The sequence below is a fragment of the Symbiopectobacterium sp. genome, from assembly GCF_047692315.1.
Classification (GTDB): Bacteria; Pseudomonadota; Gammaproteobacteria; order Enterobacterales; family Enterobacteriaceae; genus Symbiopectobacterium.
The window spans coordinates 230586-254475 of the sequence record NZ_JBLLJS010000012.1 but is presented as its reverse complement, the minus strand read 5'-3'; the positions used below and the strand labels follow the sequence as shown (position 1 = coordinate 254475).

Here is a 23890-nt window from a genome sequence, read left to right as displayed (position 1 = left end):
CACCTTTTGTCTGGGTAACACTATACATGGCGCTTACTTTTCGTCACATGGCGCTTACTTTTCGTCCCCCAAAAGCCAGCAAGGGTACTGATAACTGCACCGATTAATAGTGCGAAGAATGACCACAGCGCTGCTTTTGTTGCCGCTTTTGACATCTGCTCAGCCTTTTCTGCCGCCTGTTTTTTCCAGCTATCATAACGCTGTTGTGCTTGTTGTATACTGGTTTGTGCTTCGGTGAGACGCTTGCTCACCTCTTGCACCATACGATCGCGAGTATTCAGAATGTTTTCGACCATCCGGTCGGCTTCAACTGGCGTAAGATCGGTATTTTGCGTTAATGCATGCTTAATATCATCACGATTGATATTGGCCGTAATAGTCTTACTGCGCTGCGCGAGTTTTTCGGTTAATTCGGCCGCGACCTGCTCACTCGATTCTGTGCCCACTGCCATACGATGTGCTACCAGCATGATGTCATCTTTGGCACCTTGTAATTGTCGTTTGAGATAATCAGGTTGTAACGTGGGGATACCGGATTTCACCAACGCATTTTCTACTTCGCTCTGTAAGCCATCATTAGAAAGATGCGTATCAAGCACAATCTCCTCAAATAAATGTTGCCCCGCATCCCCCACCCGAGAGAGTCCATTACCCAGTGCTTCGCCACCGCTGGAAATCATGGAACCTGTTGCTAATGCGATCGAGCCTAGCGCATTTCCCGCTGTTTTTATTGACGAACTTACCAGCATGGCACCAAGCACTGAAGCAACCAGTAACGCACTGGCCCAATTCAAAAAACCGTGGATCATTCCGTCGTAACCCGCTAACCGGCCAGCGATAAATGATCCTGCAAATAAACTGATAACAATGGAGAACGCGGTCCATAAACCTACAGCCATACCTGCACCGTTTACGGGATCGTCCGACGTAGGCTCAACCATAGCGAAACCCAGACTGCTACCCAAGGTTGACAATAATATCGATGTGGCCATCACCGTTACTATGCCAGTAATGATACTGCCCCACGATATTGTTCTAATGTCTTTGGTTTCATATGCAATGCTCATAATTTCTCCAGGTTATTTATTAAGCCTTATGAATAAATATCAACGAGTATAGGTGAGGTCGAAAGAGCGTCAGGGATTAGGATTGAAATATGAAATTAATGGAAAGTGAAGTTTTAATAAGGGATTATTTTATTGTGATGTCGATACTAAGAATTGTTTGTCAGGGGGAGAAGCTGATAATATATCTTATTGATAACGATTATCAGAAAAGAACTACGATGATAAAACACATGGTTGTGGCTACTATCTGCCTTCTTTGTGCATGTTCTCAGCAAGAAAACGTGAAGAATGAATCCTCTGTGACATCCAAGTGTACGCAAGCAGTCAGGAGTCACGCGGCTAAGCTTACTGGCTGCTTCAAAGTCCAGTTTGATGTAGATAATGATGGTGTGCCGAAAAATATAAAAGTAACTGAATTTTTACTTAATCGTAGATTAGACAACGAAATAATAAAGGCAGTGGCTAAATGGCGCAAAAGTGGAGCACAATCAAACAAAGTTAAAAATGGCTCTCCATTTACAAGATTAAATTCTTTAGAAAGAGAAAAGATCTTGGTAGGATTTATTTCTAAGAAAGTTGTTATATTCTCATTCCATTCGAATGGAGAACTATGCCTGAGCACCATGATCTCAACGGGGTCTACATATTGGAATTTATTGTCCAGATATGCTTTTACCCATACATCATGACAATTGGAGATTATAAGGATTTCTGAAATAATTTTTTTGTTTATGACACTATAAGCGAATGTTACGTTACTTATAATTTTCAGTTTTTGTTCTAAAAAAGAACATAAAACATCATTGATATTATGATTTAATGTAAATTTCATATTTTCTACATTCATGATTTTTAAGAAATCCACTGTCTAAAACGACAGTAACACCTGTGAAAATGGTCTATTTACAAGTTTAAAATTAATAAGATATAGTTTTTTAAGAAAAAAACTGGCCTCAAGGGCCAGGTGGCGAAATTAGCCAACACCAGGAACTAAAATATCATTATCTTGATTAAACACATAAATAACTATTTATATATGAAAATCAAGAAATAAAAAAATCGTCATAATTATCTGGTGTGTCTAAGCAAATCATGTTGCTATTTAACAATAGAGTGTTAAGAACCCATTATTGTCTGCCTTTAATCTTAGTTTACTAATAAAACTTAAACGAAAAGTAACCAAAATACTATTTATATATCCATTATGGGGTGGAAAATATCAAATAAAAATTCTCGGCTAGAGTTTAGGGTGGTAGCAGAACACTGATGGTGAATTTGAAAACATCATTGTGGAGTTAACTTCACCTTAGAGGAGCTGGTTGTACACCATCGTCACTGAAACATTGCCGAGGTCACATTACCTGCTGTAAGGGAAATCATGAGTGTTCTGCCACACCGGCTTGCTCTGACCGAGAGCCAGCAGAGCGATATACTGATGATCGACTCAGCACTGAAATTCGGACGACAGGCGAGTGTAAGTATCTCGGCAACCCGAACCCATATACGATGATAAACTCAAGCGGGATGTGGCTCATCATCGGTATATTCAACAAAAAATTATCAACATCGGCACACGAATATGCACATATAGCTTTTGACTGATATAAGTACCCATGCTGTCGTTGAGATTGAACCCGGTAAGGCTAACGAATCCTATTTTTCCCTGATAAGCTGCCTTGTGGAGTTCTGGGAGCAGCGTATCAAAAAGCTGGGGCGATCCTACTTAATTATCACTTATCAATCAATAAAAAAAGACCGAATACGATTCCTGTATTCGGTCTAGGGAAATGGCTCTTGGGAGAGAGCCTTGCGCTAAAAGTTAGCATTTATGCAAGCTAAATCAGCCTTGCCCTTTAAAGCGTAGCCAACTTCTCACTGATTACCAGTGTTGTCGCGGAGTTCGTTTCATAAATGGAACACCTTTCACACCCTGCGGTAACGCAATATTAGCCACATATTAACATGTGGCTGAAATGTAGCCAGTTTTTAGGTCACTCAGCGGCACAAAGCTGTTCGCCGCGTTCGATGAACGGTTGTAAATCTTTCTTCTTTCCCGGTGCGTTAGGATCGTCCAGCCATATAACATCAATCGGCTGAGCATTGACCTGGCCATTTTTCATCTGTGTCTGTGCAGCGATGTTAAGTGGATATTGCACCAGAGTTCCCGTGTTCAGCGCAAAAATTGCCTTACCTGGGTGACAAATCAACCGCACCTCTTCGCGGGTAAACGCCCAGCGCTCACCATATTGCTGACGACTCAATGTCACCAGTTTGGCTGCTGCGATAGCATCTGCACCGAGGGTAGCAAGGGTTAGCGCTAAAATGATTTTTTTCATCGAAGGCATCTCTGAGCTAAGCTGATAATGCGGCAAAATTACACATCGTTAATCAGCGAGTTACATAAATGAATTCGAAAGCGATCATAAGGGGTGAGGGCAATGAAGTCGAGCTATGGATACCGTTCATTTCATTAACACCACGTATTTTCCGATTGAATCCATGGTAAAAACCTGCGCATGCTAAGCAATATCACCTAATCATAGAGGATGTTGTCGTGGCTGATTCTCCTTCGCTCTCCATCGGTTTTCTCCTTTTCCCTGGAGTGACCCAATTGGATCTGACTGGCCCTTATGAGGTGTTTGTTCGTGCGTCGGGCGCACAGGTGCACCTGATTTGGAAACAGATCGCGCCGGTTATTTCCGATCGCGGCCTGGCTATCCTGCCAACGGTGACACTGGATGAGTGTCCTGCGCCGCCGTTCAATTCTGGCTCGCCGCGCTCGGCAGAGACAGAATTAGTTCAGGCAGTACGTCTTAGGCAGGTCGCGTTTATTGAGAAACGCAAGCAAGCGACCCAACGGGCCGCAGCACGGTTATAGTCTTTCTCACATCAGGGCGCTTATGCTCCCTGATAGCTTATCGAAAACTATCCTCGTCCACCGTGCCCGCCATATCCAGGGCCTCCTCCACTGCCGCCCGGTCCCATCGGCCCTTGCATCGGGCCTCCGCCGCCATGCCCCCAGCCGGGGCCTGGCCATATGCATCCGATTAAAGATGCTGTTATCACAATGGCCATTAATACGCAGAGCATGTTTTTCATGATTCACCTCTCAGTTGATGGGCGGATTCTGCGTGCAGGTTACACAAAGCGAAATAGGCGTAAGGCGGATTTTCGATTTTTTAACACTTGATAAATATCTGGATACCTCTTGCCCGACATCACTGAGTGTTGTGGGCGAAAACGCGAAGTGATCGCGCGGTGAGGTGGGATGTTATTGGCAGTGGTAAATGGTGTACTCGTTTCTCTCGGGATTAATGATGCAGAAGGTGTTGCCAGAAAGGCGCTGTGCCAGATAGCCCTCTTTGGTCACTGCGGAAGGCACGTAGCGAGCACTGTCGGCGGAATGCAATAAGCCACTTTCAATACGCTGTTTGGGCATCAGTACGCTGAATGCCACCGTATTATCGACAATCACGGCAGACGTCATCCCAATGGGGTGGCCCGGCAGCGTTTTTACTTCACCATTGCATACCCCGCTGCGAAGAACAGCCCGTTATGAGTAACAGCGAAAAAAGAAGGGGACGATGACGCGGTAGTTCATGGCGATCCTTGGGTGATCACAGCCTGAGTTAATAATTATAGCGCAGTTATGCGGCGGACTGGGGGGACGAATTGTGCTGACAATATGTAGCGGTTTTGATCTTGATTAACGCAATAGTGCTCAACGCGTGAAGAGGCATTTAATCCATGCGATTTCAGCGGTAGGATAATGATGCAAACACAACAATCATCTGGTGAATGCCAATCTTAAAGGCCATGATAGCCATGGTGTCGGTATGTTGCCGTACTATGTGTCGTTTATCACCAAGGGGATCATGCACCCTAATACGCCAGTTCGTTTATTGCGTGACGGTGGTGCGGTATTACAGTTTAGCGGCGATCGCGGTTTTGGTCAGCGCACCGGCAAAGAAGCCATGGAGCAGGCGATTGCCAGAGCAAAAACGACCGGGGTGTGTCTAATGACGCTTGCCTCCACATGCCACCTTGGGCGTATCGGTACTTATGGTGAAATGGCGGCAGAGGCGGGTATGGTGGCGATTCATTTTGTCAATGTGAACGATTTGGATCCCATTGTGGCACCCTGGTGTGGTCGTGAAGCGCGTTTTGGCACCAACCCCATTTGTATCGCTTTTCCCAAAAGTGAACACAATGCACCGTTTGTGCTCGATTTCGCCACCAGCATCGTGGCGTTAGGGAAAACCCGAGTAGCCTATCTGGCAGGCAAGAAGTTTGATGAAGAGGTTATGCGCGATAGCCAGGGCGTCTCTACCAACGATTCCAAAGTGATGTGGGAAGATGAAAAGCAAGGTGTGCTGAAGCCCATTGCTCGCCATAAAGGGGGGGGGCTGGTGCCGGCGGCAGAGATGCTGGCTGGGTTACTTTCCGGTGGCGGCACTATCCAGCCGGAAAACGAGCGCAAAGGGGCGATAGTCAATAACATGACCACCATTGTCATCGATCCGACCGCAATGGTGTCGATGGACTGGCTTCAAAAAGAATATGACGCCATGCTGGAATATGTACGGGCCTGTCCGACTGCTGATACCGAACAACCCGTACTGATAGCCGGTGAGCCGGAGCGCATTACCTATGCGCAACGTCAGGCTAACGGGATTACGCTTTCCGATCAGGAGTGGGCAAATATTGTCGCTGCGGGGGTGTCATTAGGTATGGCAGAGCAAGAATTTGCCGTAGTCTGATGCCCTTATCATGACGCGTGTGCCTGCGCAGAGCATGCGCGTCAAAACTCCGCTCGTTTATGGGCTGGCATCCAGTAGCCATCGATAAAATCCTCTATCGGAAAACAGCCCGCCCGACGTAAATACTGCTCATCCATTGCTCTCAGGCATTGTGCTTCGTCAAGATAGGCATCAACAACCAGATTTTCGCAGCCGTGCCCGAGATAGCAGATAAAGACAACCAGTGCGTACATAGGCGCTTACCCTCCCAGACCATTGTGCTAACAATAGTGAGAGTGTAGATGAAAATGGTTCAAGCGGAGTGAAACACTCCCCATTAAACGTCCTGTATGCAGGCACCGTCGCGTACTAATTCGCGCGGAAGATTGTTTTTTATACGGCTGCCGATGCGTTTGGCTAACCCGATCGGCGTATGCTGATAGGTAAGCACTACCTCATCGTGGGTAGGTGGCACATCAGGGTAACTGTCGCGCCCCTGAAGTCATTCACAGGCGAGAGCGTCGCTCAGTGCATAAGCCTGCTTTGCCTGCGCACTTGCCAATGCGACGACCGCTTCATGCTGCCAGCGATAGCCCTTGGCATAACGTTCCGCGAGCTTGAGACCAATACGCGAGAAACGGATTTTGCCAAACAGCTCACCCAGTGCGGTGGGAAAAAGCCAGATTTCATTATCCCGTTGCCAGAGTTGTTGCTGTTCTGTGTCCCAAACTAAGCCCGCTTGATTGGCATGAGGTGTCACGGCTTGCTTGTCTTTGCCATTTAATGGCGTAAAGGGAAATTTGCCCACGTTAAAACGCGGTGCAGGCAAGGGAGCGATGGCTTGTGTTTTGCGTAACCGCGCCACAAAGAAGCCTTCACTGTCATAAACTTGCGGAAACACATGCAGAAACCCCTCTTCAGTGAGCGCATTTTCTGCGCCGGGGAAGAGGTCAGCTAACGAGTCAATCGTGCAGGCATTAGGGAAGGAATTAAGTAGGTGCTGACACACCTGCTGATTCTCCTGCGCATTGAGCGTACACGTTGAGTAAATCAACACGCCGCCGGGTTTTAACGCATGAAATGCGCTGACGATCAGTTCCTTTTGGGTTTGCGCCAGCTCCGCCATACTCTCCGGCGACCAGTGCCGCATTGCATCCGGATCTTTGCGAACCACGCCTTCCCCGGAACAGGGCGCATCAAGCAGAATGGCGTCAAAACACGGCACGTGGCTGCCGTCGCTAATCAAGCGACGGCAGTATCATGTGATTTATTCAGGAATAGCGGTGCCCCATTGACGCCACTCTTTCGGTTCTTCACCCAGTAGCAGGAAATGCTTGCCGGATGTAGCGATCGGCGCCAACGGAATGGCCGGTGGTGTAGCAAAGGCGATACCGCCGCGAATGAATTGCTGGAAGGTACCGGTTTTTAATAGACCGCCGCCCAGACCGAATTGCAGGTTATAGCCTGATGCCAGCCAAAATACCGAGTTGCTACGAACCAGATGCTGGTGGCGCTTGCTGATACGCAGTGCCACCATTACCCGATCCGATAACGGTCCCAGCGATAAGCCGGTTACCGTACCCACTTCAACGCCCTGATAGCGCACGGGGGTTCTGCCAGCCACGATGCCGTCGGCGGAGATAAAATCGATGGTGACGCTGGTGCCGCGCTCCTGCTGGTTGGTGTAAAGCAACCAACCAGCAGGAGCGCAATAAACGGCAGCAGCCAGAATGGCGAAATACGACGCTTATGCTTGATCGCGGTTCGTGTTGACTCGGGTGTTGCTGAATCTTGTTCCATGGGTATCCCATATTAATCGGCTATCCAGCCATTCTGTGGCGAGAATGGTCAAAATAACGGCCGCACCAAAATAGAAGGCCGCCGGGCCTAAGGTAAAAGCCAACAGTTGGTCGCGGTGTACCAGCGACATCATCAAGGCGATGACGAACAGATCGAGCATCGACCATCGGCCAATCCAGATCATGGCACGTAGCGGGAGCATTCGCGTCATAATACCGCGTTGTATGCGCAACTGTATGCTCAACAATAATGCGCTGAGCACGACAACTTTGGTAAACGGTACCAGTATGCTTGCGATAAACACCACCGCAGCCACGGGAACATTACCGTGCGCCAGCGAAATAATGCCGGAAAGAATGGTGTCCTCTTTGCGTGCGCCGTTGACATAAAGAATGGAGATGGGAAGCCAGTTGGCAGGCACCAGAAACACCATCGCACTGATCAATGCCGCCCAGGATTTTTGCAGGCTATGGCGTCGACGTGCGCGTAGCGGGGTATGGCAACGTGGGCAGCGGCCGCGCGCATCCGGCGCGCTGGTAAAATGGCAGGCCAGACAGAGTCGATAACGTTCTGCGTTGATCACCGGATGCAACTGCGGATAGAAACGCAGCCAAAGCTGATCGGGGTTAAGGTGAATGAGCGTTAACAGACTGAGCAGAGTCAGCGTCAAATAGGCCACCATGCCATGCCCCAACTGAATATCGGAAAACTCGCGGATCTTGATGGCGGCAACCGCCAGCCCGACCAGATAAATATCCAGCATCATCCAGGCTTTCAATTTTTCCAGCAGCAGTATAGGACGCAGATTCATGCCAATACGCGGAGCAAAAAAGAGGTAAAGCAACGACGCCATTAGCGTAACTGGAACGCCTACCGTGCAGAATGCAACAATGCTGGCAGTAACCGGGTGGCCTTGTTTGGTCATCTGCCAGATACCCTCAAACAGACTGGTATTGATCGCCACGCCCAGCAGGCGGATATCGAGTAGTGGAGCGGTATAGGCGAAGGGCATCAAGAGCAGCATGGCCATGGCCATTGCGGCCAGACGTGTCATTGACCAGTCGCGTCCAGAGCCGACCCAGGTTGCACACTGCGGGCAGGTAGCATACTCTCCTCTCGTCATTGTTGGCAGAAGGAACAGCATGTCACTGCCGTGGCAACGGTGATAGCGCCCGTCGACAACGACGGAACGTGCCTTGGTCACGGGTGGGCGCGGTGCGTGGCGGAACCGACTATGCTGTATATTCTCATTACGCTGAATTGCGATGTGAAGGTCGTCAGCATGATAGCCTACTTCTGCGTTCACGAGGTAATTGAATCCGTTTACCCGGTGTCAGAAAAATATTATGCGCAGAAGGTTGAATGAATTGTGCGCGACACGCTGACGAAGCGAATGCTCTTGTGGCATGCTGTATGTCTCAATTCAGCGTGTCACGTTTATGTGAATAAAAACGCAAAAGCGTATATCCTTCTTCTCTTGGGTTATACATCGCCAGTATTGTCAGGCAGGGTGATTCAAATCATAGGATGATGCCGCAGAGCGATTGATGTGTTTTTGCACCAATGGGCTGTGGCTGGCAGGCTAAGGTATCTGGAAAAACTGAATTATTATTTATGAATAAACCATCATTTTATAGGGCTCTTGTCAGCGATCTTATCCGCACTGATTACGGGTGAACGCCGCTTCATCACTATTTTGGCCAATAGCAGTGCACTCCTGTTTGAACGCCTTGAGAGCGTCAATTGGGCGGGCTTTTATCTTCTGGAGGGTGACACGCTGTTCCTTGGGCCCTTCCAGGGGCGAGTTGCCTGTGTTCGCATTCCGGCGGGTAAGGGGGTTTGTGGGAGCGCAGTCGTGGAAAATCGGATTCAACGTGTCGGTGATGTGCACGCGTTCCCCGGCCATATCGCCTGCGATGCCGCCAGCAATGCCGAGATCGTACTGTCGCTTTCGGTGAACGGTCAACTGATTGGCGTGCTGGATATTGATAGCACGTCCTATGAGCGTTTTGACGCTGAAGATGAAGAAGGTCTCAAAGCGGTGGTCGCCGTGCTCTGCACGCAATTGCAACAGAGCGATGTGCTGACTTTTATCAATTCTCTCACGCAGAGAGAAGGATAACGTAGCAATTGCTGATGGCGTCATTATAATGTCGCCTGTTCATGCCTGCGCTGGTTGGCAAACCTGTTGTAATCAGGAAATTTCATGGAAAATCAACCTAAGTTGAACAGTAGTAAAGATGTCATTGCCTTTTTGGCAGAACGGTTTCCGCTTTGCTTCACCACTGAAGGTGAAACGCGGCCCTTAAAAATCGGTATTTTTCAGGATCTTGTCACTCGCATGTCAGAGTCTGACAGTGTGAGTAAAACGCAATTGCGTTCTGCGTTGCGCCTTTACACGTCCAGTTGGCGTTATCTGTACGGCATCAAACTGGGCGCACAACGTGTCGATCTCGATGGTAATCCATGCGGTGAATTGGAACAGCAGCATGTCGATCACGCTCGCAAGCAACTGGAAGAAGCTAAAGCGCGCGTTCAAGCGCAGCGAGCTGAACAGCAGGCGAAACGCCGCGCTGCGGGAGAAACCGCTGAGCAACCCGCTCGTCGGCGTAAACCGGCCCCGCGTCGCGAGCGCCCCGCAGCCGACAGTGCACCGCGTTCTTCCGCACCTCGCCAACCTAAAGCCGCTACCGAGCGTGCGCCGCAACCACAGCGTGTTAACGTAACGGATATTACCGCATTGAAAATTGGTCAAGAGATCAAAGTCAGAGCAGGTAAAGATGCCATGGACGCTACGGTGCTCGAGATTGCCAAAGGTGAAGTTCGGGTTCAACTGGCTTCCGGTCTGGCGATGATTGTGCGCGCAGAACACTTGCAGTTCTGATACGGAGGGCCAATCAGGGCATGAACACATTAATCCGAATGACGGTGATTGCCGCCGCATTGCTGGCGGGCGTGAGCGTTGCCAAAGAAGCGCCCGTCTCACGCAGCGAAGCGATTGCACGCAGTGAGATGATCACGCGTGCAGATCAGATTCCCCAACTGCATCAGGAACTTCAGCATGCCACTGAGAGCGATCGCATCACGCTGCGTTTTTTGCGCTCCCATTATCGGCAGATAGCTCTTGATGAGCAGTTCTCCGAGAAGATTTTCAAACGCTATCTCAATATGCTGGATTACAGCCATAACGTGCTGTTGGCCTCCGATATTGCTGAATTTGCCAATCAAAAAGGGCAACTGGGCGAAGATCTTAAAAGCGGTAAACTGGACGTGCCCTACGCGCTTTATAATCTGGCGCAAAAACGTCGCTTTAAGCGTTTGCAATATGCGTTATCCGTGTTGGAAAAACCGATTGATCTGACGGGAACAGACACGATTGAGCTGGATCGCAGCAAATCGCCCTGGCCACAAAATGTGGGAGAGCTCAACCGTCTTTGGGATGCCAAGGTAAAATATGACTGGCTGACCTTAAAACTGACTGGCAAAGACGACAAAGAGATCAAAGAGACGCTCACCAAGCGTTATCAGTTCGCTATTCGTCGTCTGGCGCAAAGCAACAGTGAAGATGTTTTCCAACTCATCATGAATGCGTTTGCGCGGGAAATGGATCCCCATACCAGCTATTTGTCGCCGCGTAATATGGAACAATTCAATACCGACATGAGCCTTTCTCTGGAAGGCATTGGCGCGGTATTGCAAATGGATGACGACTACACGGTCATCAACTCCATGGTAGCAGGCGGTCCGGCGGCAAAGAGCAAAAGTATTACCGTGGGCGATCGCATTGTCGGCGTAGGACAAAATGGTAAACCGATGGTGGAAGTGATCGGCTGGCGGCTTGATGATGTGGTGGCGCTGATTAAAGGCCCCAAAGGCAGCAAGGTGCGGCTTGAAATTTTGCCTGGTGGCAAAGGCACGAAAACCAAAACCGTGACCTTGACCCGTGAGCGCATTCGCCTGGAAGATCGGGCTGTGAAAATGTCGGTCAAAACGGTGGGCAAAGAAACCGTTGGTGTGCTGGATATTCCCAGTTTTTACGTTGGTTTGACGGATGACGTCAAAGTGCAATTACAAAAGCTGGAAAAACAGAATGTGAGCAGCATCGTCATTGATCTGCGCGGTAACGGCGGTGGGGCGCTGACCGAGGCGGTAGGGCTCTCTGGCCTGCTCATTCCCAGCGGTCCTGTGGTGCAGATCCGTGACAATAATGGTAAGGTACGTGAAGATAGCGATACTGATGGCGTGGTCTACTATAAAGGCCCTCTGGTGGTGTTGGTCGATCGTTTCAGTGCTTCGGCATCAGAGATTTTCGCCGCCGCAATGCAGGATTATGGTCGTGCATTGGTTGTCGGTGAACCGACCTTCGGTAAAGGCACGGTACAACAGTATCGCTCTCTGAACCGTATTTACGATCAGATGCTGCATCCGGCATGGCCGGGACTAGGCTCGGTTTCTTACACCATTCAAAAATTCTACCGTATTGATGGCGGCAGCACCCAGTTGCGCGGTGTCACGCCGGATATTTTGATGCCAACCGGCACAGAAGCGGTTGAGACCGGTGAGAAATTTGAAGATAACGCCTTGGTCTGGGACAGTATCAATGCAGCGCGCTATGGCAAACTGGGGGATATGAAACCCTATATTGGTGGGCTGAACGAGCAACATCAGGCTCGTATTGCCAAAGATCCTGAATTTCAATATATCATCCAGGATGTTGCGCGCTATAATGCGAATAAAGAGAAACGTAACATTGTTTCCCTCAATTATGCTCAGCGTGAAAAAGAAAATAATGACGATGAAGCATTACGTCTGAATCGACTTAATGAACGCTTCAAACGTGAAGGTAAAAAGCCGCTGAAGTCCCTGGAAGATTTACCTAAGGATTATCAGGCTCCGGATGCCTATCTGGAAGAAACGTCACATATCGCCAGCGACCTGTCTCATAGTGTGAAGTAGACAGTTGCTACGCAGTAAAACACCCTGTCAGCCTTACGGTTGACAGGGTGTTTTTTTGTGGCGTTTCTTGCAGTTTTTAAGCGCTGTCATCAGGGGAATGAGCGATATTTAATTTTTGTTTGATATGTATCAAGTAGACATATACCCATATATTTATTATTGATAATCGTTATTACTTTTGTTTGTTTTCTGAGCATTTACAGCAATTATACCGTAAGAATTCACCACCGGGTTCTGCGGTTTTTCTTTAAGAGCCCAACTATGACGCCAGGTCTTCACACCCTTCTTGATATTCCTCTCAATGTTAGCGCTGTGGTTGCGCGAATTCGTCTCAGCGGTGAGTATCACCAACGTTTAATGGAGTTGGGTATTCGCGTTGGGGGGGAAATTCGGGTTATTCAGCGTGAAGTAAACCAGCCATTGATGTTAGCGGCGGGCGATGGTCGTATCGCGATTAATTGGGATATGGGTAAGCAAGTCTGGGTAGCACCTCAGGTCACACAAGGTTGATGCCATCTGGCAGTAATGTGTGTCGAAAGAGGCCGTCATTCAGCGAGGAGAAGTATTCATGACAGAAACCGTATTTCCCGTAGGGAGTTCCTGGCGTGTGCAGGGTTATCAAAAAGAATCGGCAGATTACCGCAAACGTCTGTTGGCGTTGGGCGTTACGCCGGGAGTGACATTTACGGTCACCCGTGTAGCACCGTTAGGCGATCCTATCGAGTTGCGTTTGCGCGGAGCCGCCATTAGCGTGCGCAAGAGCGAAGCGCAGATATTGATTCTGGAAGCATGTTGATTCTCCGGGTCTGTTGATTCGCCAGGCATGTGGCTTATCGGCACGCCTGTCTGATAAAAGTACGAGCAAGTAAGGAATCGTTATGGTCGCACATCCCGTCATTGGTGTTGTTGGCAACCCCAACTGTGGTAAAACCACTTTGTTTAACCTGCTGACCGGGGGGAAACAAACGGTAGGAAACTGGCTCGGCGTCACCGTCGAGAAAAAAGTCGGCCAATTTCTCTATAAAGGACAACGATTCACGCTGGTCGATCTTCCCGGCGTTTATTCTCTCAATCCGGCATTGGAAAGCTCAGAAGACGAGCGCGTTGCCCGTGATTATATTCTCTCTGGCGAAGCACACCTGGTGCCCAATATTCTCGATGCGGCCAATCTTGAGAGCAATCTTTATCTGACGGCGCAACTGTTGGATATGAATGTGCCGATGATTATTGCCGTTAACATGATGGATATCGCTTCTTCACGTAAGCTGGAGATAGATATCGCTGCACTGCAAAATCGGTTAGGTTGTCCAGTGGTGCCCATCACCGCCAGCCAAAACAAAGGCATTGATGTGCTGCGCCAGGTCTGCATGTCTGCACTGGCGGATATTCGCTCTCCCAACGTTGAGGTGCCGTACGATGCGCCACTGAAAAATGCCGCCGTACAAATGGCGTTACGCATGACGGATATTCCCGGCGTAACGCACCCTTATTGGCTGGCGCTGCAATTGCTGGAAGGGGACACCACGGTACGTTCCCGCTTGCTCGCACCGTTGTTGGCAGAGATGGATGCTCAGGTTGCCGCCCTGACGGAACCCTATGAAGATGAACTGGATATCTTTCTTGCCGATGCACGCTATCAGTTTGTCTCCTCCATTGCCAATCAGGCGGTGATCCGTCGTAGCAATGTCTCTGCGACGCTTACCGATAAAATTGATCGCGTGGTATTGCACCGGTTTTTCGGCATTCCCATTTTCTTGTTGGTGATGTACTTGATGTTTATCTTCACTATCAAGGTGGGGAGTGCGTTTATTGACTTTTTCGATCAGTTTGTCAGCGCGTTGCTGGTGGACGGATTAGGTACGCTGCTGCGTGCGATCAATACGCCGGAATGGCTGGCGACGCTTGTGGCGGATGGCATTGGTGGTGGTATCCAAACCGTCTCCACGTTTATTCCGGTCATTGGCTGTCTCTATCTTTTCCTCTCCTACCTCGAAGATTCCGGCTACATGGCGCGTGCGGCGTTTGTTATGGATCGCTTTATGCGCAGCATCGGATTACCGGGTAAAGCCTTCGTGCCGCTGATTGTCGGCTTTGGCTGCAATGTGCTCGCTGTTATGGCCACGCGTACCATGGAGAAACACAGCGATCGCATTGTTACGGTGATGATGGCACCTTTTATGTCGTGTGGTGCGCGCTTGCCGGTCTATGTGCTGTTTGCGACGGCGCTATTCACCAGCGGCGGACAAAACCTTGTATTCGGACTTTATCTGGTAGGGATTTTCGCAGCTATTGCCACCGGCTTTATGTTGAAAAATACCGCGTTACAGGGCGATACGTCCGCGTTTGTGATGGAGATCCCGCCGTACCATTTACCCGGGCTGCGTAGCGTGCTGATTCGTATCTGAGATCGCTTAAAGAGTTTTATTCTGCGAGCTGGCAAGCTGATTGTCGTGGTCGTGACGATTCTGAGCTTTTTCAACTCCATGGGCACCGATGGTTCGTTTGGTAACCAGGACAGTGACAAATCGGTGCTTTCTTCAATCGGGCAGAAGATTGTGCCGGTATTCGCACCGATGGGGATAAAAGCGGAAAACTGGCCGGCTGCCGTCGGTGTATTCACCGGTATCTTCGCTAAAGAAGCGGTAGTCGGTACTCTGGATTCGCTTTATGGTGCCATGGCGGACAGTCAGGCGGACACACAGGAAGAGGAAACGCCGTTCAATCTGGGAGAAAGCGTTATCGGTGCGCTGGCGACGATCCCAGAAAATTTCTCCAAATTGGGCGGTGAGCTTCTTGATCCGTTGGGCATCAACGTTGGGGATTTGAGCGATACCGCGACGGTAGCCGAACAGAATGAGTTTTCTGTCTCATCACTGGATATCATTGTCCACTTATTCGACGGACGTTTAGGGGCGGTGGCCTACTTATTGATGGTATTGCTGTATGTGCCCTGCGTCGCAGCACTGTCAGCTATCTGGCGCGAAGTGGGCACGGCGTGGGCTCTGTTCTGTTTCGTTTGGACAATAGAACTGGGCTATGGTGCGGCGGTACTGGTGTATCAGGCAGGACGTTTTGCCAACCATCCACTCTATTCTACCAGTGCCATCGCTACGGTGCTGGCCGTGTGGGCGATTACCGTGTTTTTTCTGCGCCGCAATGGCAATTTGCGGCAGTAGTCTGCGGTTGTGCGTGTGGTGAATCCTGTTGTGGAAAGGTATAGCGCTGTGCGGGGTGGGAGGATGACATGGCACTGATTGAACTGCGCAATTTTGTGAAAGAAAGACAGCGCGTTTCGTTGCAAGAGGTGAGCCAAAACTTTCACGTCGAAACGGGCGTGGTTGAAGGCATGATGGAAATCTGGATCCAGAAAGGAAAGATTCACAGTCACGAAAATGCCAACGGCGGTTGCAGCGGATGTTGTTCCTGCGAAAAAGGGCTACGGCTTTACTACGAATGGGTAGGGTGACGCTCAATCGCTGAGGGCTAGCGGCATGGCGCGGCTAGCCCTCAGACATCAACGACCGGCAATAGTTTTCGTACAGTGAGCTTGTGCTGCCAACGTCGTTTTGCCATTCCCCTTTCTGAATAGTCTCGTCATCAGGGTAGAGTATTTTATCACCTGCAACTTCGGCGGGCAGTAATTTTTTAGCCGCCTTCTTTCGGCCAGATAACCTCCAGCGGTGTGCCAGCCTGGCGGGCTACGTAAGCAGAGCCGTTCCAGACCATGCCCAGATTCACTTCACCTTCCATAAACGGGTTGCCGGGATTGTCGGAGTTGAACGCCAGCACATTCGGCATCAGTTTCTTCAACTCGCTGTAAGTGGCTTCGATCTCTTTCGGGTCGGTGGTATTGGCCGAATAACCCAGTTTACGCAGTGCGATCTGGAACACTTCGCGCGCGTCGTCGGTTAGCAGCAGGCTGCCTTTGTATTTTGCATCCCAGAAATCACTCCAGCAGGTTACCGTTGTCGGGTCGATAACATCACGGTTGATGCCGAAGCGTGCCTGGTTAAATGAATTCACAATCAGAATGATGATCGGAATGTACAGGTAGGCGTAGATCAGGCTCATAAAACCGCCGCGCAACAAACGTCCTATCATTCCAGGTCCACCTTTTTATTCAATAAGCGGGCTGCGCGATAGTACACAAACAGCATCAGCCAGGCAACAATGATGGTGACGATGATGTTTTGGAAATGTTTACGCGGTGGCTTCATCGTGCAGCACGACCTCCCAACTTTCTACCCATGTGATAGCAACCTTCTGGTTGAGTGAGTGATCGACATCGGGGTCATCTTCGTTGAAGAATTCGCTGACCATCACCATTTTGCCGTTTTCTAATTCGATTGTGGAGTCAAGCGTCATGCCTTTGTAGTTACGTTCGCGCACGTAACCGATCATGCCATCGGCAGCGGTGTCATCATTGATTTCCTCTACGCACAGATCTTCGGGGCGCAGCAGAACTTTCAACGACTGCCCGGCGCTCACCGGAAAGTTGACGGTGATAGGGCAGGCGCGTCCTTCCACCATGGCATGCGCGCGGGTGCCTTGCTGCGCTGCGATCACCGTAGCATCGAAAATATTGATTTCGCCAATAAAGCTGGCTACGAACAGATTACTAGGCTCTTCATAGATTTCTCTCGGTGTGCCGTCCTGCTCTATCCGTCCTTCTCGCATTACCACGATGCGATCTGACATGGTGAGCGCTTCTTCTTGATCGTGGGTGACAAAGATAAAGGTAATGCCCAATTTACGTTGCAGCGCTTTAAGTTCGTTTTGCATCTGTTTGCGCAGCTTGTAATCAAGGGCCGAAAGTGACTCGTCGAGCAGTAATGCCTTGGGCTTATTCACCACTGCGCGGGCAATAGCAACGCGCTGTTGCTGTCCGCCGGACAGTTGATGTGGGCGACGCTGGGCAAACTCGTCCAATTGAACCATTCGCAGGGCTTCCATGACGCGTGGTTCAATTTCAACTGGGGGGGTTCTGCATTTTCAACCCGAATGCCATGTTGTCAAATACGCTCAGGTGGGGGAACAGCGCATAGCTCTGAAAGACGGTGTTGACATAACGCTGTTCGGCGGGCTGATGGGTAATATCCTGCTGCTCAAGCAGAATGGTACCGCTGTCGACATTTTCCAGCCCAGCAATCAAACGCAGTACCGTGGTTTTGCCGCAGTCAGAAGGACCAAGAATGGTCGAAAACTCACCGTGGTTAATGGTGAGATCAAAATGGGAGATGATGTCTTTGCCATCAAATCCTTTACGTACATCGCGCAGTTCAACAACCGGTGCGGATGCGGGGGAAAGGTTTTCATTCATGGTGGTTTTGCTCAGTTTCCATCGTTGGCGCATGCATGTTGTGTAAAACAATCCATGACTAGGGTTATCACCTTTGCGTGTGGAGCGTCGTTAGGGGGGCATTCTACGGGAAACCCCAGTGTACGCCAACTTATACGCGCACTCTTGCGACGAAGAAAGCATGTTAATCATGAGATTGGCGATTGTCTTGTACTGCGTTGGCACAGGGATAAAGTGTTGTGAGCATTATGTGTTCTTGACGTTAAAATAATGCGACAACAACGCGAATAAAGCATCCTCAGAAAATCCGTTTTTCCACGAAAAGCGTTATTTGTCTGCCCGCAAAAGAGGGTTTAAGCGCATTCGGCATCTAAGATGGTAAAAACTGACCTGACGCAATATTTGCCAGGAAAGCCATCCGCATAATACCCATCAGGGTTCAGGGGGTAGGAATATGGAAAAATTACTCGATCGTTTTTTGAATTATGTGACCTTTGATACTCAGTCTAAACCGGGCGTAAGGCATGTGCCGAGTACGGAGGGCCAACTCAAGTTGGCGCGCGCCTTGCAGCAGAAACTGGTAACGCTCGGGTTCGATCAGGTTAGCGTGAGCGAGCATGGTTGCGTAATGGCGACGCTGGCTTCCAATGTGGCGTGGCAAGTACCCACCATTGGCTTTATTTCTCATATGGATACCTCGCCGGATTACAGCGGGAAAAACGTCAATCCACAGATTCTGGAAGATTACCGCGGTGGTGATATTGCGCTTGGGATCGGGGATGAGATCCTGTTGCCCGTGATGTTCCCTGTTTTGCATCAACTGCTGGGTAACACCCTAATCACCACTGACGGAAAAACGCTGCTGGGTGCAGACGATAAAGCGGGAATTGCAGAAATTATTACGGCGATGGTGCGGTTGAAACACCATCAAACACCACACGGTACGGTGCGCATCGCATTTACCCCCGATGAAGAAATTGGCAAAGGGGCGCAATTTTTTGACGTCGCCGCCTTTGGCGCGCAATGGGCTTATACCGTCGATGGTGGCGGGGTGGGTGAGCTGGAGTTTGAAAACTTTAATACAGCTTCCGTCGGAATAAAGATTGTCGGTAATAACGTTCATCCTGGCAGTGCCAAAGGGGTGATGGTTAACGCATTGGCGTTGGCTGCACGTTACCATCAGGAAGTTCCGGCGCAAGAAGTGCCTGAGCAGACTGACGGTTACCAAGGTTTCTACCATCTGCATAGCATGAAAGGGACGGTTGAGCGGGCTGAAATGCACTATATCGTGCGTGATTTTGAAAAGCAGGGTTTTGAGCTATGTAAAAGTAACTGTTTGATATTTCTTAAAAATATGTCTTGACTTGCCGCCAGATTGCTATATCGAAGTGACCATCACCGATAGCTATTACAACATGCGCGAACAGGTGGAGCAGCACCCCCATGTGATTAGTCTGGCCCAGCAAGCGATGCGTGATTGTGATATTGAACCTTGCCTGAAACCAATCCGCGGTGGTACGGATGGCGCGCATCTCTCTTTCCAGGGGTTGCCTTGTCCTAATTTGTTTACCGGCGGCTATAATTTCCACGGCAAACATGAATTCATCACACTGGAAGGTATGGAAAAAGCGGTGTCGGTGATTATGCGTATTGCTGAACTGACCGCATTGCGGGCGAAGAAGTAAAACGAAGTTCGTAATTTTAAAAATATGTGAAATGCGTTTCGATGCTGGTCGATGAAAACGACCAGCGTTAACTTACTGTTTATCAGATTTTTTATTGAGAGGCCAGATTTGTCGAATAAAACTGACAGATCGCGGAGTTTTGTGTAAATGGACCATATCGCCGTCGAATGAATACGCAGTAAGAAGCTCTTTTAGCATTACGACTATTTTCGCTGTAAGTTCTTTACTCTCTGTCGGGCTGAACGATTTATTAAGCATAATAGGCTCTAAAAAAAGTGAGTCAGAGAGAAAAGAACCACTCTCTTGTTAAACGATGAATTTTCATCGTCTTCTGCATTTTTATAGGCATCAGAGTATAGTTCTAATGATTTGGATAACAACTTCTCTTCTATAGGATGCATTTCCTTGATTTTTTGATGCAACAACTTAGCAGCGTTCGCAGGTTGAGCGATCATTTTTTCGGCTAAGGCAACGTCAATGGGTATTAGTTTATTAAATTCGTTATTGAGTATTTTGGTTAAGCAGCTTAAAGGGGTTTTTTTTAAATCAAGAATTTTGTCATTGAAAGCTTGCGATGCAAATTTTAATTCTTCTACGTGTGATGTCGTTCTAAACAATCCATCACTTTTGGCATCTCTTTTTTTAACTTATCTTTTTATAGCTGTTCTTGATTAAATTACATATTTCAGAAATCGTTTCCTCTCGGTATTTTTCATTTCTGGAATACATAATGGGACAAGAGGTGCTCGATTGCATTTGCGCAACGCCATTCATTATTGCTTTAGAAAGATTGGTATGTTGCCTGTCTACGAATTCTAAATTAGCACCTGTAAAATCAGCATCGTCTACACAGGCGTAATCCAATTTCGCATTTGTTAAGTTAGTTCGTGAAAAATCTGCGCCTCTCAGGTTAGCACCCAATAAATTGATACCGGAAAGAGCTTTTTATAAAAATTGGTTTCCTGTAAGTCTAGCGCTCCGGTTGTCGTGAACTTGATCTTGTCTTTAGATAAAACCCCTCTATTGATGGGCACCTTGGCAGTATAGAAATTTGAGAGGATTTCATCTTTAAGATAAAAACTTACATCATCTTCTTTTCTCGACTGAATTTCTATCCGGGTATGTGTATCAATAAGGGCTGCTTCAAAGTGATTTTTAGTCATTATGATTTTGTGTTGTAAATGCCAAAATTCAATACACTCTGGTATTTTATATGAGGATGGGCTTTCATTTTTCTTATCGATTGCCTTAAGCATGTTTAATGTGAATGTTTCTTTAAACTCATCATAACCCTCTTTTAATTGATGCCGAATTGAACCACAGGAAATGTGATCAAAGATATGCTCGATTATGCCTTGAGGCGTTAGCGCATCGTTGTTTTTAATCCCTCAGCTTTCATCAATATAATGGTTAATAAATGCAGAATAAGGATCTCTGTTTGATATAAAGACATTCATATAATTCCCTTGCGTTAAAAAATGATAGGTTTATTGTATGAATGTTGGGTCTGTTATTAATAAGGGGAATACCGCATTTTCATCAATTTTTTGCGGAAGTATTAAACCTTGATGTGGGGGTTGAAAATAAAATGATTGCTTTATGCTTTATTTCGATAAAATGATTTTTTGCGTACCGCTCAGAAAAATGAACGGTACGCAGGTAATATCCAGCGTTAATCCATAAAATACCAATAGCCACTGTTAATGAATACAGCCAGTTTAGCCAGGAAAGAAGGATCTTCCAGCGCTTCACCCAACATGCTGCCTTCTATTGTCAATTGTTCCGCCAGCACTAATGCCGCATCATAGTGCGGTGTATCAATGCACTCACCATTAACAAAACAGTGCTCCCCAATGCAAAGCACTCGCAGCCCGTTTAACCGGCGCAGCGTTGCTCCTTGCTGAAGTAGCTCATAAATCTCATCGGCCTGATAAGGAGGTTCAGGTGGCTCAATATCCAGCTCATGGCGTGATTGCGAAATAAATTCCCCAAACCAGCGCTGAAAATGTTCCGGCTGTTGTACCAGATCCAGCATCATTTTTTGCAATGCATCCAACTCGTTAGGCAAAACAGTAGCGGGGTGTTCGCGTGCAGCAATATCGGGATCGCTGTAGCGGTAACTCCCCAGTTCGCGGGCCAGCACATAATCAGCAAAACCGCTGACCAATTCACGCCCGTTCGGGGAACGGAAACCGACCGAGTAGTTAAGCGCATTCTCCAGCGAATAACCTTCATGGGGAAAGCCGGGGGGAATATAGAGAATGTCACCCGGAGACATCAGTTCATCAATAATCGGTTCGAACGGATCAACCTGTAGTAGATCCGGATGAGGGCAGTGCCGCTTCATCGGGATTTTCTCCCCGACACGCCAGCGGCGTTGACCCGTACCTTGAATGATGAATACGTCATACTGGTCGATATGGGGTCCAACACCGCCGCCTGGAACGGAGAACGAGATCATCAAATCGTCAGTGCGCCAGTCAGGGATATGGCGGAAGGGACGCATCAATGCCGCTGAGGCATCATGCCAATGGTCAACCGCTTGCACCAGTAAAGACCAGTTATGTTCCCCCAAATGGTCGTAGCTGTCGAAAGGGCCATGGCTGACTTGCCACTGTCCTTCTTCGTGGCTGACCAAACGGCTGTCAACTTCGTTTTCCATTGCCAGACCGGCAAGTTCGTCTGGTGATATGGGGTCGATGAAATCAGTAAAACCCTGCTTGATCACTACAGGGCGTTTTTGCCAGTAATTCGCCATAAAGGATGGCCAATCGAGATTCAGTTGATAATCCATACCATGTGTTCCAACAAAGGGGGGCAGTAAGAGTATAACCACTTCGGCGCAGTAGTTGCAGCGCCAAGGAAAGAGTCTCATTCACGATAAGACGTTGGTTAATCAGGATGTGGGTGCTGGCGGCCAAAAATGGTTTCAACGCGGGCACCGCCAAGAACGCTGTCGGTAATGATGATCTCACCCTCATATTGCTCGATAATATCAAGCGCCACGGACAACCCAATACCTTGACCGGGACGGAGCGTATCAGCCCGTTGACCACGCTGGAAAATCAACTCTCGCTGGCTGCGCAGAATGCCTGGGCCGTCATCATCGGTCAGCAAATGCAGGCGATGGTCCGAATATTGTACGCTGACCTCGACAAATTCAAGGCTGTATTTGCAGGCGTTATCAAGCACGTTACCCAGCACTTCCATAAAATCGTTTTTCTCCCCAACAAAGGTCAATTCTGGGGAAATGTCTAACGTGATGACCACGCCTTTACGCTGATACACTTTATTAAGCGCGGAACAAAGCCCATCGAGCAATGCCGGGACGGAGTGCACCTCACGCAGCAGCAGGTTATGTTCATAACGCATACTCGCGCGATGCAGGTAGTAACCTATCTGTTGTGAAATACGGCTGATCTGCGCGAGCATCACGGGTTCTGCCTGCTCGATGTGCACTTCTTTGTCGGTGCGTAGCGCGCGTAATGTGGTTTGCAACACGGCGAGCGGTGTTTTTAAGCTGTGTGTTAAATCGGTCAAGGCCGTGCGATATTTTTGATAGCGCTTGCGCTCGTTATTCAGCAGGATATTGAGGTTGCGTACCAGACTGTATAGCTCGCGTGGAGGATTTTCATCAAGCTGTTCGCGGGTACCATTTTCCAAGTCTGCTACCTGTTCCGCCAGCGTTTTGATCGGATGTAAGCTCCAATGGGCGGCGAGCCAAAGTAAAGGTAATACTAATAACAGGTTGGCAATAAAAACATAGCTAAACCATTCCCAGACCATATCTGCCTGTTGCAATTCCTGTGGAATTTTATCAATCACCACAATGGTCAACGCGGGCAGGTTTTCTGTCGCCGGATAGGTATTGACGGCGATGGAGTGGGTGAAGGGCGTTTCTTCCACCTTGCTGCTGAAATGGGTCAATTTGCTGAGGACCTGAGCATCGCTCTTTAGCACGGCACTGCTGGTCTGGGTATTGGTGTCGAGTTCATGATAATCTGTTTTCGCTAGCCATTCCGGCTTAATCAGGGCTTCCAGCTCAGGAACTTCACGTTCGCGCCAAAGAATTTTGCCGTTCTGATCGTAAATCAGTACCAAAGTGGGATAGATGACATCCATGTCAGACAGCATGGTTACGCTAAGATGATTGTTCTTCCACTCTGCCAGGCGGTAAAACAGGTTGCTTTCACCGCGTAGCAAACGGAGTGATGTCTTATCGAAACTTACGCTATAGCCAATGATGGCTACGGCCCCATAAGACAGCGACAGGGCCAGCACAATAGCGACAGCAGCAAGCAGAAAACGAACACGTAAAGAGAAGGGCAGTCTTTTTGCACGCAT

18 protein-coding genes and 9 pseudogenes are annotated in these 23890 nt (G+C 48.7%); 12 read left to right on the top strand and 15 right to left on the bottom strand.

Annotated elements, in window-relative coordinates; translation table 11 throughout:
• Positions 1-20 precede the first annotated feature (20 nt).
• On the bottom strand, positions 21-1067 hold the full coding sequence (locus ACMZI0_RS05540) for a CAP-Gly protein (RefSeq protein WP_415672214.1): 1047 nt from the start codon (positions 1065-1067) through the stop codon (positions 21-23).
• A gap of 89 nt (positions 1068-1156) precedes the next feature.
• Between ACMZI0_RS05540 and ACMZI0_RS05535 the strand changes: the two genes are divergently transcribed.
• Entirely contained in the window at positions 1157-1756 is a 600-nt protein-coding gene (locus tag ACMZI0_RS05535; RefSeq protein WP_415672213.1) for an energy transducer TonB family protein, read from the top strand.
• Here ACMZI0_RS05535 and ACMZI0_RS05530 read toward each other — a convergent pair.
• Both ACMZI0_RS05530 and ACMZI0_RS05525 read right to left on the bottom strand, forming a co-directional pair.
• Positions 1639-1899, bottom strand: a pseudogene (locus ACMZI0_RS05530) (autoinducer binding domain-containing protein); the annotation flags it as partial. The gene ACMZI0_RS05535 and the pseudogene ACMZI0_RS05530 overlap by 118 nt on opposite strands.
• Positions 1900-3058: 1159 nt before the next feature.
• Positions 3059-3403, bottom strand: coding sequence for a YebY family protein (locus ACMZI0_RS05525; RefSeq protein WP_415672212.1), 345 nt, complete (start codon positions 3401-3403; stop codon positions 3059-3061).
• 218 nt (positions 3404-3621) lie between these two features.
• Here ACMZI0_RS05525 and ACMZI0_RS05520 point away from each other — a divergent pair.
• Positions 3622-3816: pseudogene (locus tag ACMZI0_RS05520) on the top strand (DJ-1/PfpI family protein); the annotation flags it as partial.
• Between the two features lie 522 nt (positions 3817-4338).
• Here the strand turns inward: ACMZI0_RS05520 and ACMZI0_RS05515 are convergent.
• Positions 4339-4554: a hypothetical protein gene (locus ACMZI0_RS05515; protein WP_415672211.1), complete on the bottom strand. Its 216-nt coding sequence runs from the start codon at positions 4552-4554 to the stop codon at positions 4339-4341.
• A gap of 301 nt (positions 4555-4855) precedes the next feature.
• On the opposite strand from ACMZI0_RS05515, the pseudogene ACMZI0_RS05510 reads away from it, so the two are divergent.
• Positions 4856-5827, top strand: a pseudogene (locus ACMZI0_RS05510) (malate/lactate/ureidoglycolate dehydrogenase); the annotation flags it as partial.
• A 41-nt stretch (positions 5828-5868) separates the two neighbouring features.
• Here the strand turns inward: ACMZI0_RS05510 and ACMZI0_RS05505 are convergent.
• The 4 genes and pseudogenes from ACMZI0_RS05505 to yebS all read right to left on the bottom strand — a co-directional run bounded on the left by ACMZI0_RS05505 (position 5869) and on the right by yebS (position 8810).
• On the bottom strand, positions 5869-6060 hold the full coding sequence (locus ACMZI0_RS05505) for a YebW family protein (protein WP_415672210.1): 192 nt from the start codon (positions 6058-6060) through the stop codon (positions 5869-5871).
• Positions 6061-6143: 83 nt separating this feature from the next.
• A pseudogene (locus ACMZI0_RS05500) lies at positions 6144-7022 on the bottom strand (methyltransferase RsmF C-terminal domain-like protein); the annotation flags it as partial.
• A gap of 51 nt (positions 7023-7073) precedes the next feature.
• Positions 7074-7472 (bottom strand): annotated as a pseudogene (locus tag ACMZI0_RS05495) (MlaD family protein); the annotation flags it as partial.
• 81 nt (positions 7473-7553) lie between these two features.
• Entirely contained in the window at positions 7554-8810 is a 1257-nt protein-coding gene (gene yebS / locus ACMZI0_RS05490) for a membrane integrity lipid transport subunit YebS (RefSeq protein ID WP_415672209.1), read from the bottom strand.
• Positions 8811-9220: 410 nt separating this feature from the next.
• Here yebS and ACMZI0_RS05485 point away from each other — a divergent pair.
• The 8 genes and pseudogenes from ACMZI0_RS05485 to ACMZI0_RS05450 all read left to right on the top strand — a co-directional run bounded on the left by ACMZI0_RS05485 (position 9221) and on the right by ACMZI0_RS05450 (position 16028).
• Positions 9221-9728: pseudogene (locus ACMZI0_RS05485) on the top strand (GAF domain-containing protein).
• Positions 9729-9812: 84 nt separating this feature from the next.
• Entirely contained in the window at positions 9813-10490 is a 678-nt protein-coding gene (gene proQ / locus ACMZI0_RS05480; RefSeq protein ID WP_415672208.1) for an RNA chaperone ProQ, read from the top strand.
• A gap of 20 nt (positions 10491-10510) precedes the next feature.
• Positions 10511-12562, top strand: a complete 2052-nt coding sequence (gene prc / locus ACMZI0_RS05475; protein WP_415672207.1) for a carboxy terminal-processing peptidase — start codon at positions 10511-10513, stop codon at positions 12560-12562.
• Positions 12563-12823: 261 nt separating this feature from the next.
• Positions 12824-13072 (top strand): FeoA family protein, encoded by a 249-nt coding sequence (locus tag ACMZI0_RS05470; RefSeq protein WP_195313017.1) that lies wholly within the window; start codon positions 12824-12826, stop codon positions 13070-13072.
• A 58-nt stretch (positions 13073-13130) separates the two neighbouring features.
• Positions 13131-13358: a FeoA family protein gene (locus tag ACMZI0_RS05465; RefSeq protein WP_415672206.1), complete on the top strand. Its 228-nt coding sequence runs from the start codon at positions 13131-13133 to the stop codon at positions 13356-13358.
• Positions 13359-13440: 82 nt separating this feature from the next.
• Positions 13441-14967 carry a ferrous iron transport protein B gene (gene feoB / locus ACMZI0_RS05460; protein ID WP_415672205.1) on the top strand — a complete coding sequence of 509 codons (1527 nt, stop codon included), beginning with the start codon at positions 13441-13443 and terminating at the stop codon, positions 14965-14967.
• Positions 14968-15012: 45 nt separating this feature from the next.
• The gene (locus tag ACMZI0_RS05455) at positions 15013-15738 is read left to right on the top strand and encodes a nucleoside recognition domain-containing protein (protein WP_415672204.1); all 726 of its coding nucleotides are present in this window, start codon (positions 15013-15015) and stop codon (positions 15736-15738) included.
• Between the two features lie 68 nt (positions 15739-15806).
• The gene (locus ACMZI0_RS05450; protein ID WP_415672203.1) at positions 15807-16028 is read left to right on the top strand and encodes a FeoC-like transcriptional regulator; all 222 of its coding nucleotides are present in this window, start codon (positions 15807-15809) and stop codon (positions 16026-16028) included.
• A 34-nt stretch (positions 16029-16062) separates the two neighbouring features.
• Here ACMZI0_RS05450 and ACMZI0_RS05445 read toward each other — a convergent pair.
• Both ACMZI0_RS05445 and potA read right to left on the bottom strand, forming a co-directional pair.
• A pseudogene (locus tag ACMZI0_RS05445) lies at positions 16063-16663 on the bottom strand (extracellular solute-binding protein).
• A gap of 99 nt (positions 16664-16762) precedes the next feature.
• Positions 16763-17882: pseudogene (potA, locus tag ACMZI0_RS05440) on the bottom strand (spermidine/putrescine ABC transporter ATP-binding protein PotA).
• 433 nt (positions 17883-18315) lie between these two features.
• On the opposite strand from potA, the pseudogene pepT reads away from it, so the two are divergent.
• Positions 18316-19546 (top strand): annotated as a pseudogene (gene pepT / locus ACMZI0_RS05435) (peptidase T).
• A 266-nt stretch (positions 19547-19812) separates the two neighbouring features.
• Here the strand turns inward: pepT and ACMZI0_RS05430 are convergent.
• The 5 genes from ACMZI0_RS05430 to phoQ all read right to left on the bottom strand — a co-directional run bounded on the left by ACMZI0_RS05430 (position 19813) and on the right by phoQ (position 23890).
• Positions 19813-20163 carry a hypothetical protein gene (locus ACMZI0_RS05430; RefSeq protein ID WP_415672202.1) on the bottom strand — a complete coding sequence of 117 codons (351 nt, stop codon included), beginning with the start codon at positions 20161-20163 and terminating at the stop codon, positions 19813-19815.
• Between the two features lie 25 nt (positions 20164-20188).
• Entirely contained in the window at positions 20189-20467 is a 279-nt protein-coding gene (locus ACMZI0_RS05425; protein ID WP_415672201.1) for a pentapeptide repeat-containing protein, read from the bottom strand.
• Positions 20452-20802 carry a hypothetical protein gene (locus ACMZI0_RS05420; RefSeq protein WP_415672200.1) on the bottom strand — a complete coding sequence of 117 codons (351 nt, stop codon included), beginning with the start codon at positions 20800-20802 and terminating at the stop codon, positions 20452-20454. Before ACMZI0_RS05420 ends, ACMZI0_RS05425 begins: the two co-directional genes overlap by 16 nt.
• Positions 20803-21218: 416 nt before the next feature.
• Positions 21219-22340, bottom strand: a complete 1122-nt coding sequence (locus ACMZI0_RS05415; protein ID WP_415672199.1) for a JmjC domain-containing protein — start codon at positions 22338-22340, stop codon at positions 21219-21221.
• 98 nt (positions 22341-22438) lie between these two features.
• Positions 22439-23890, bottom strand: a complete 1452-nt coding sequence (gene phoQ / locus ACMZI0_RS05410) for a two-component system sensor histidine kinase PhoQ (RefSeq protein ID WP_415672198.1) — start codon at positions 23888-23890, stop codon at positions 22439-22441.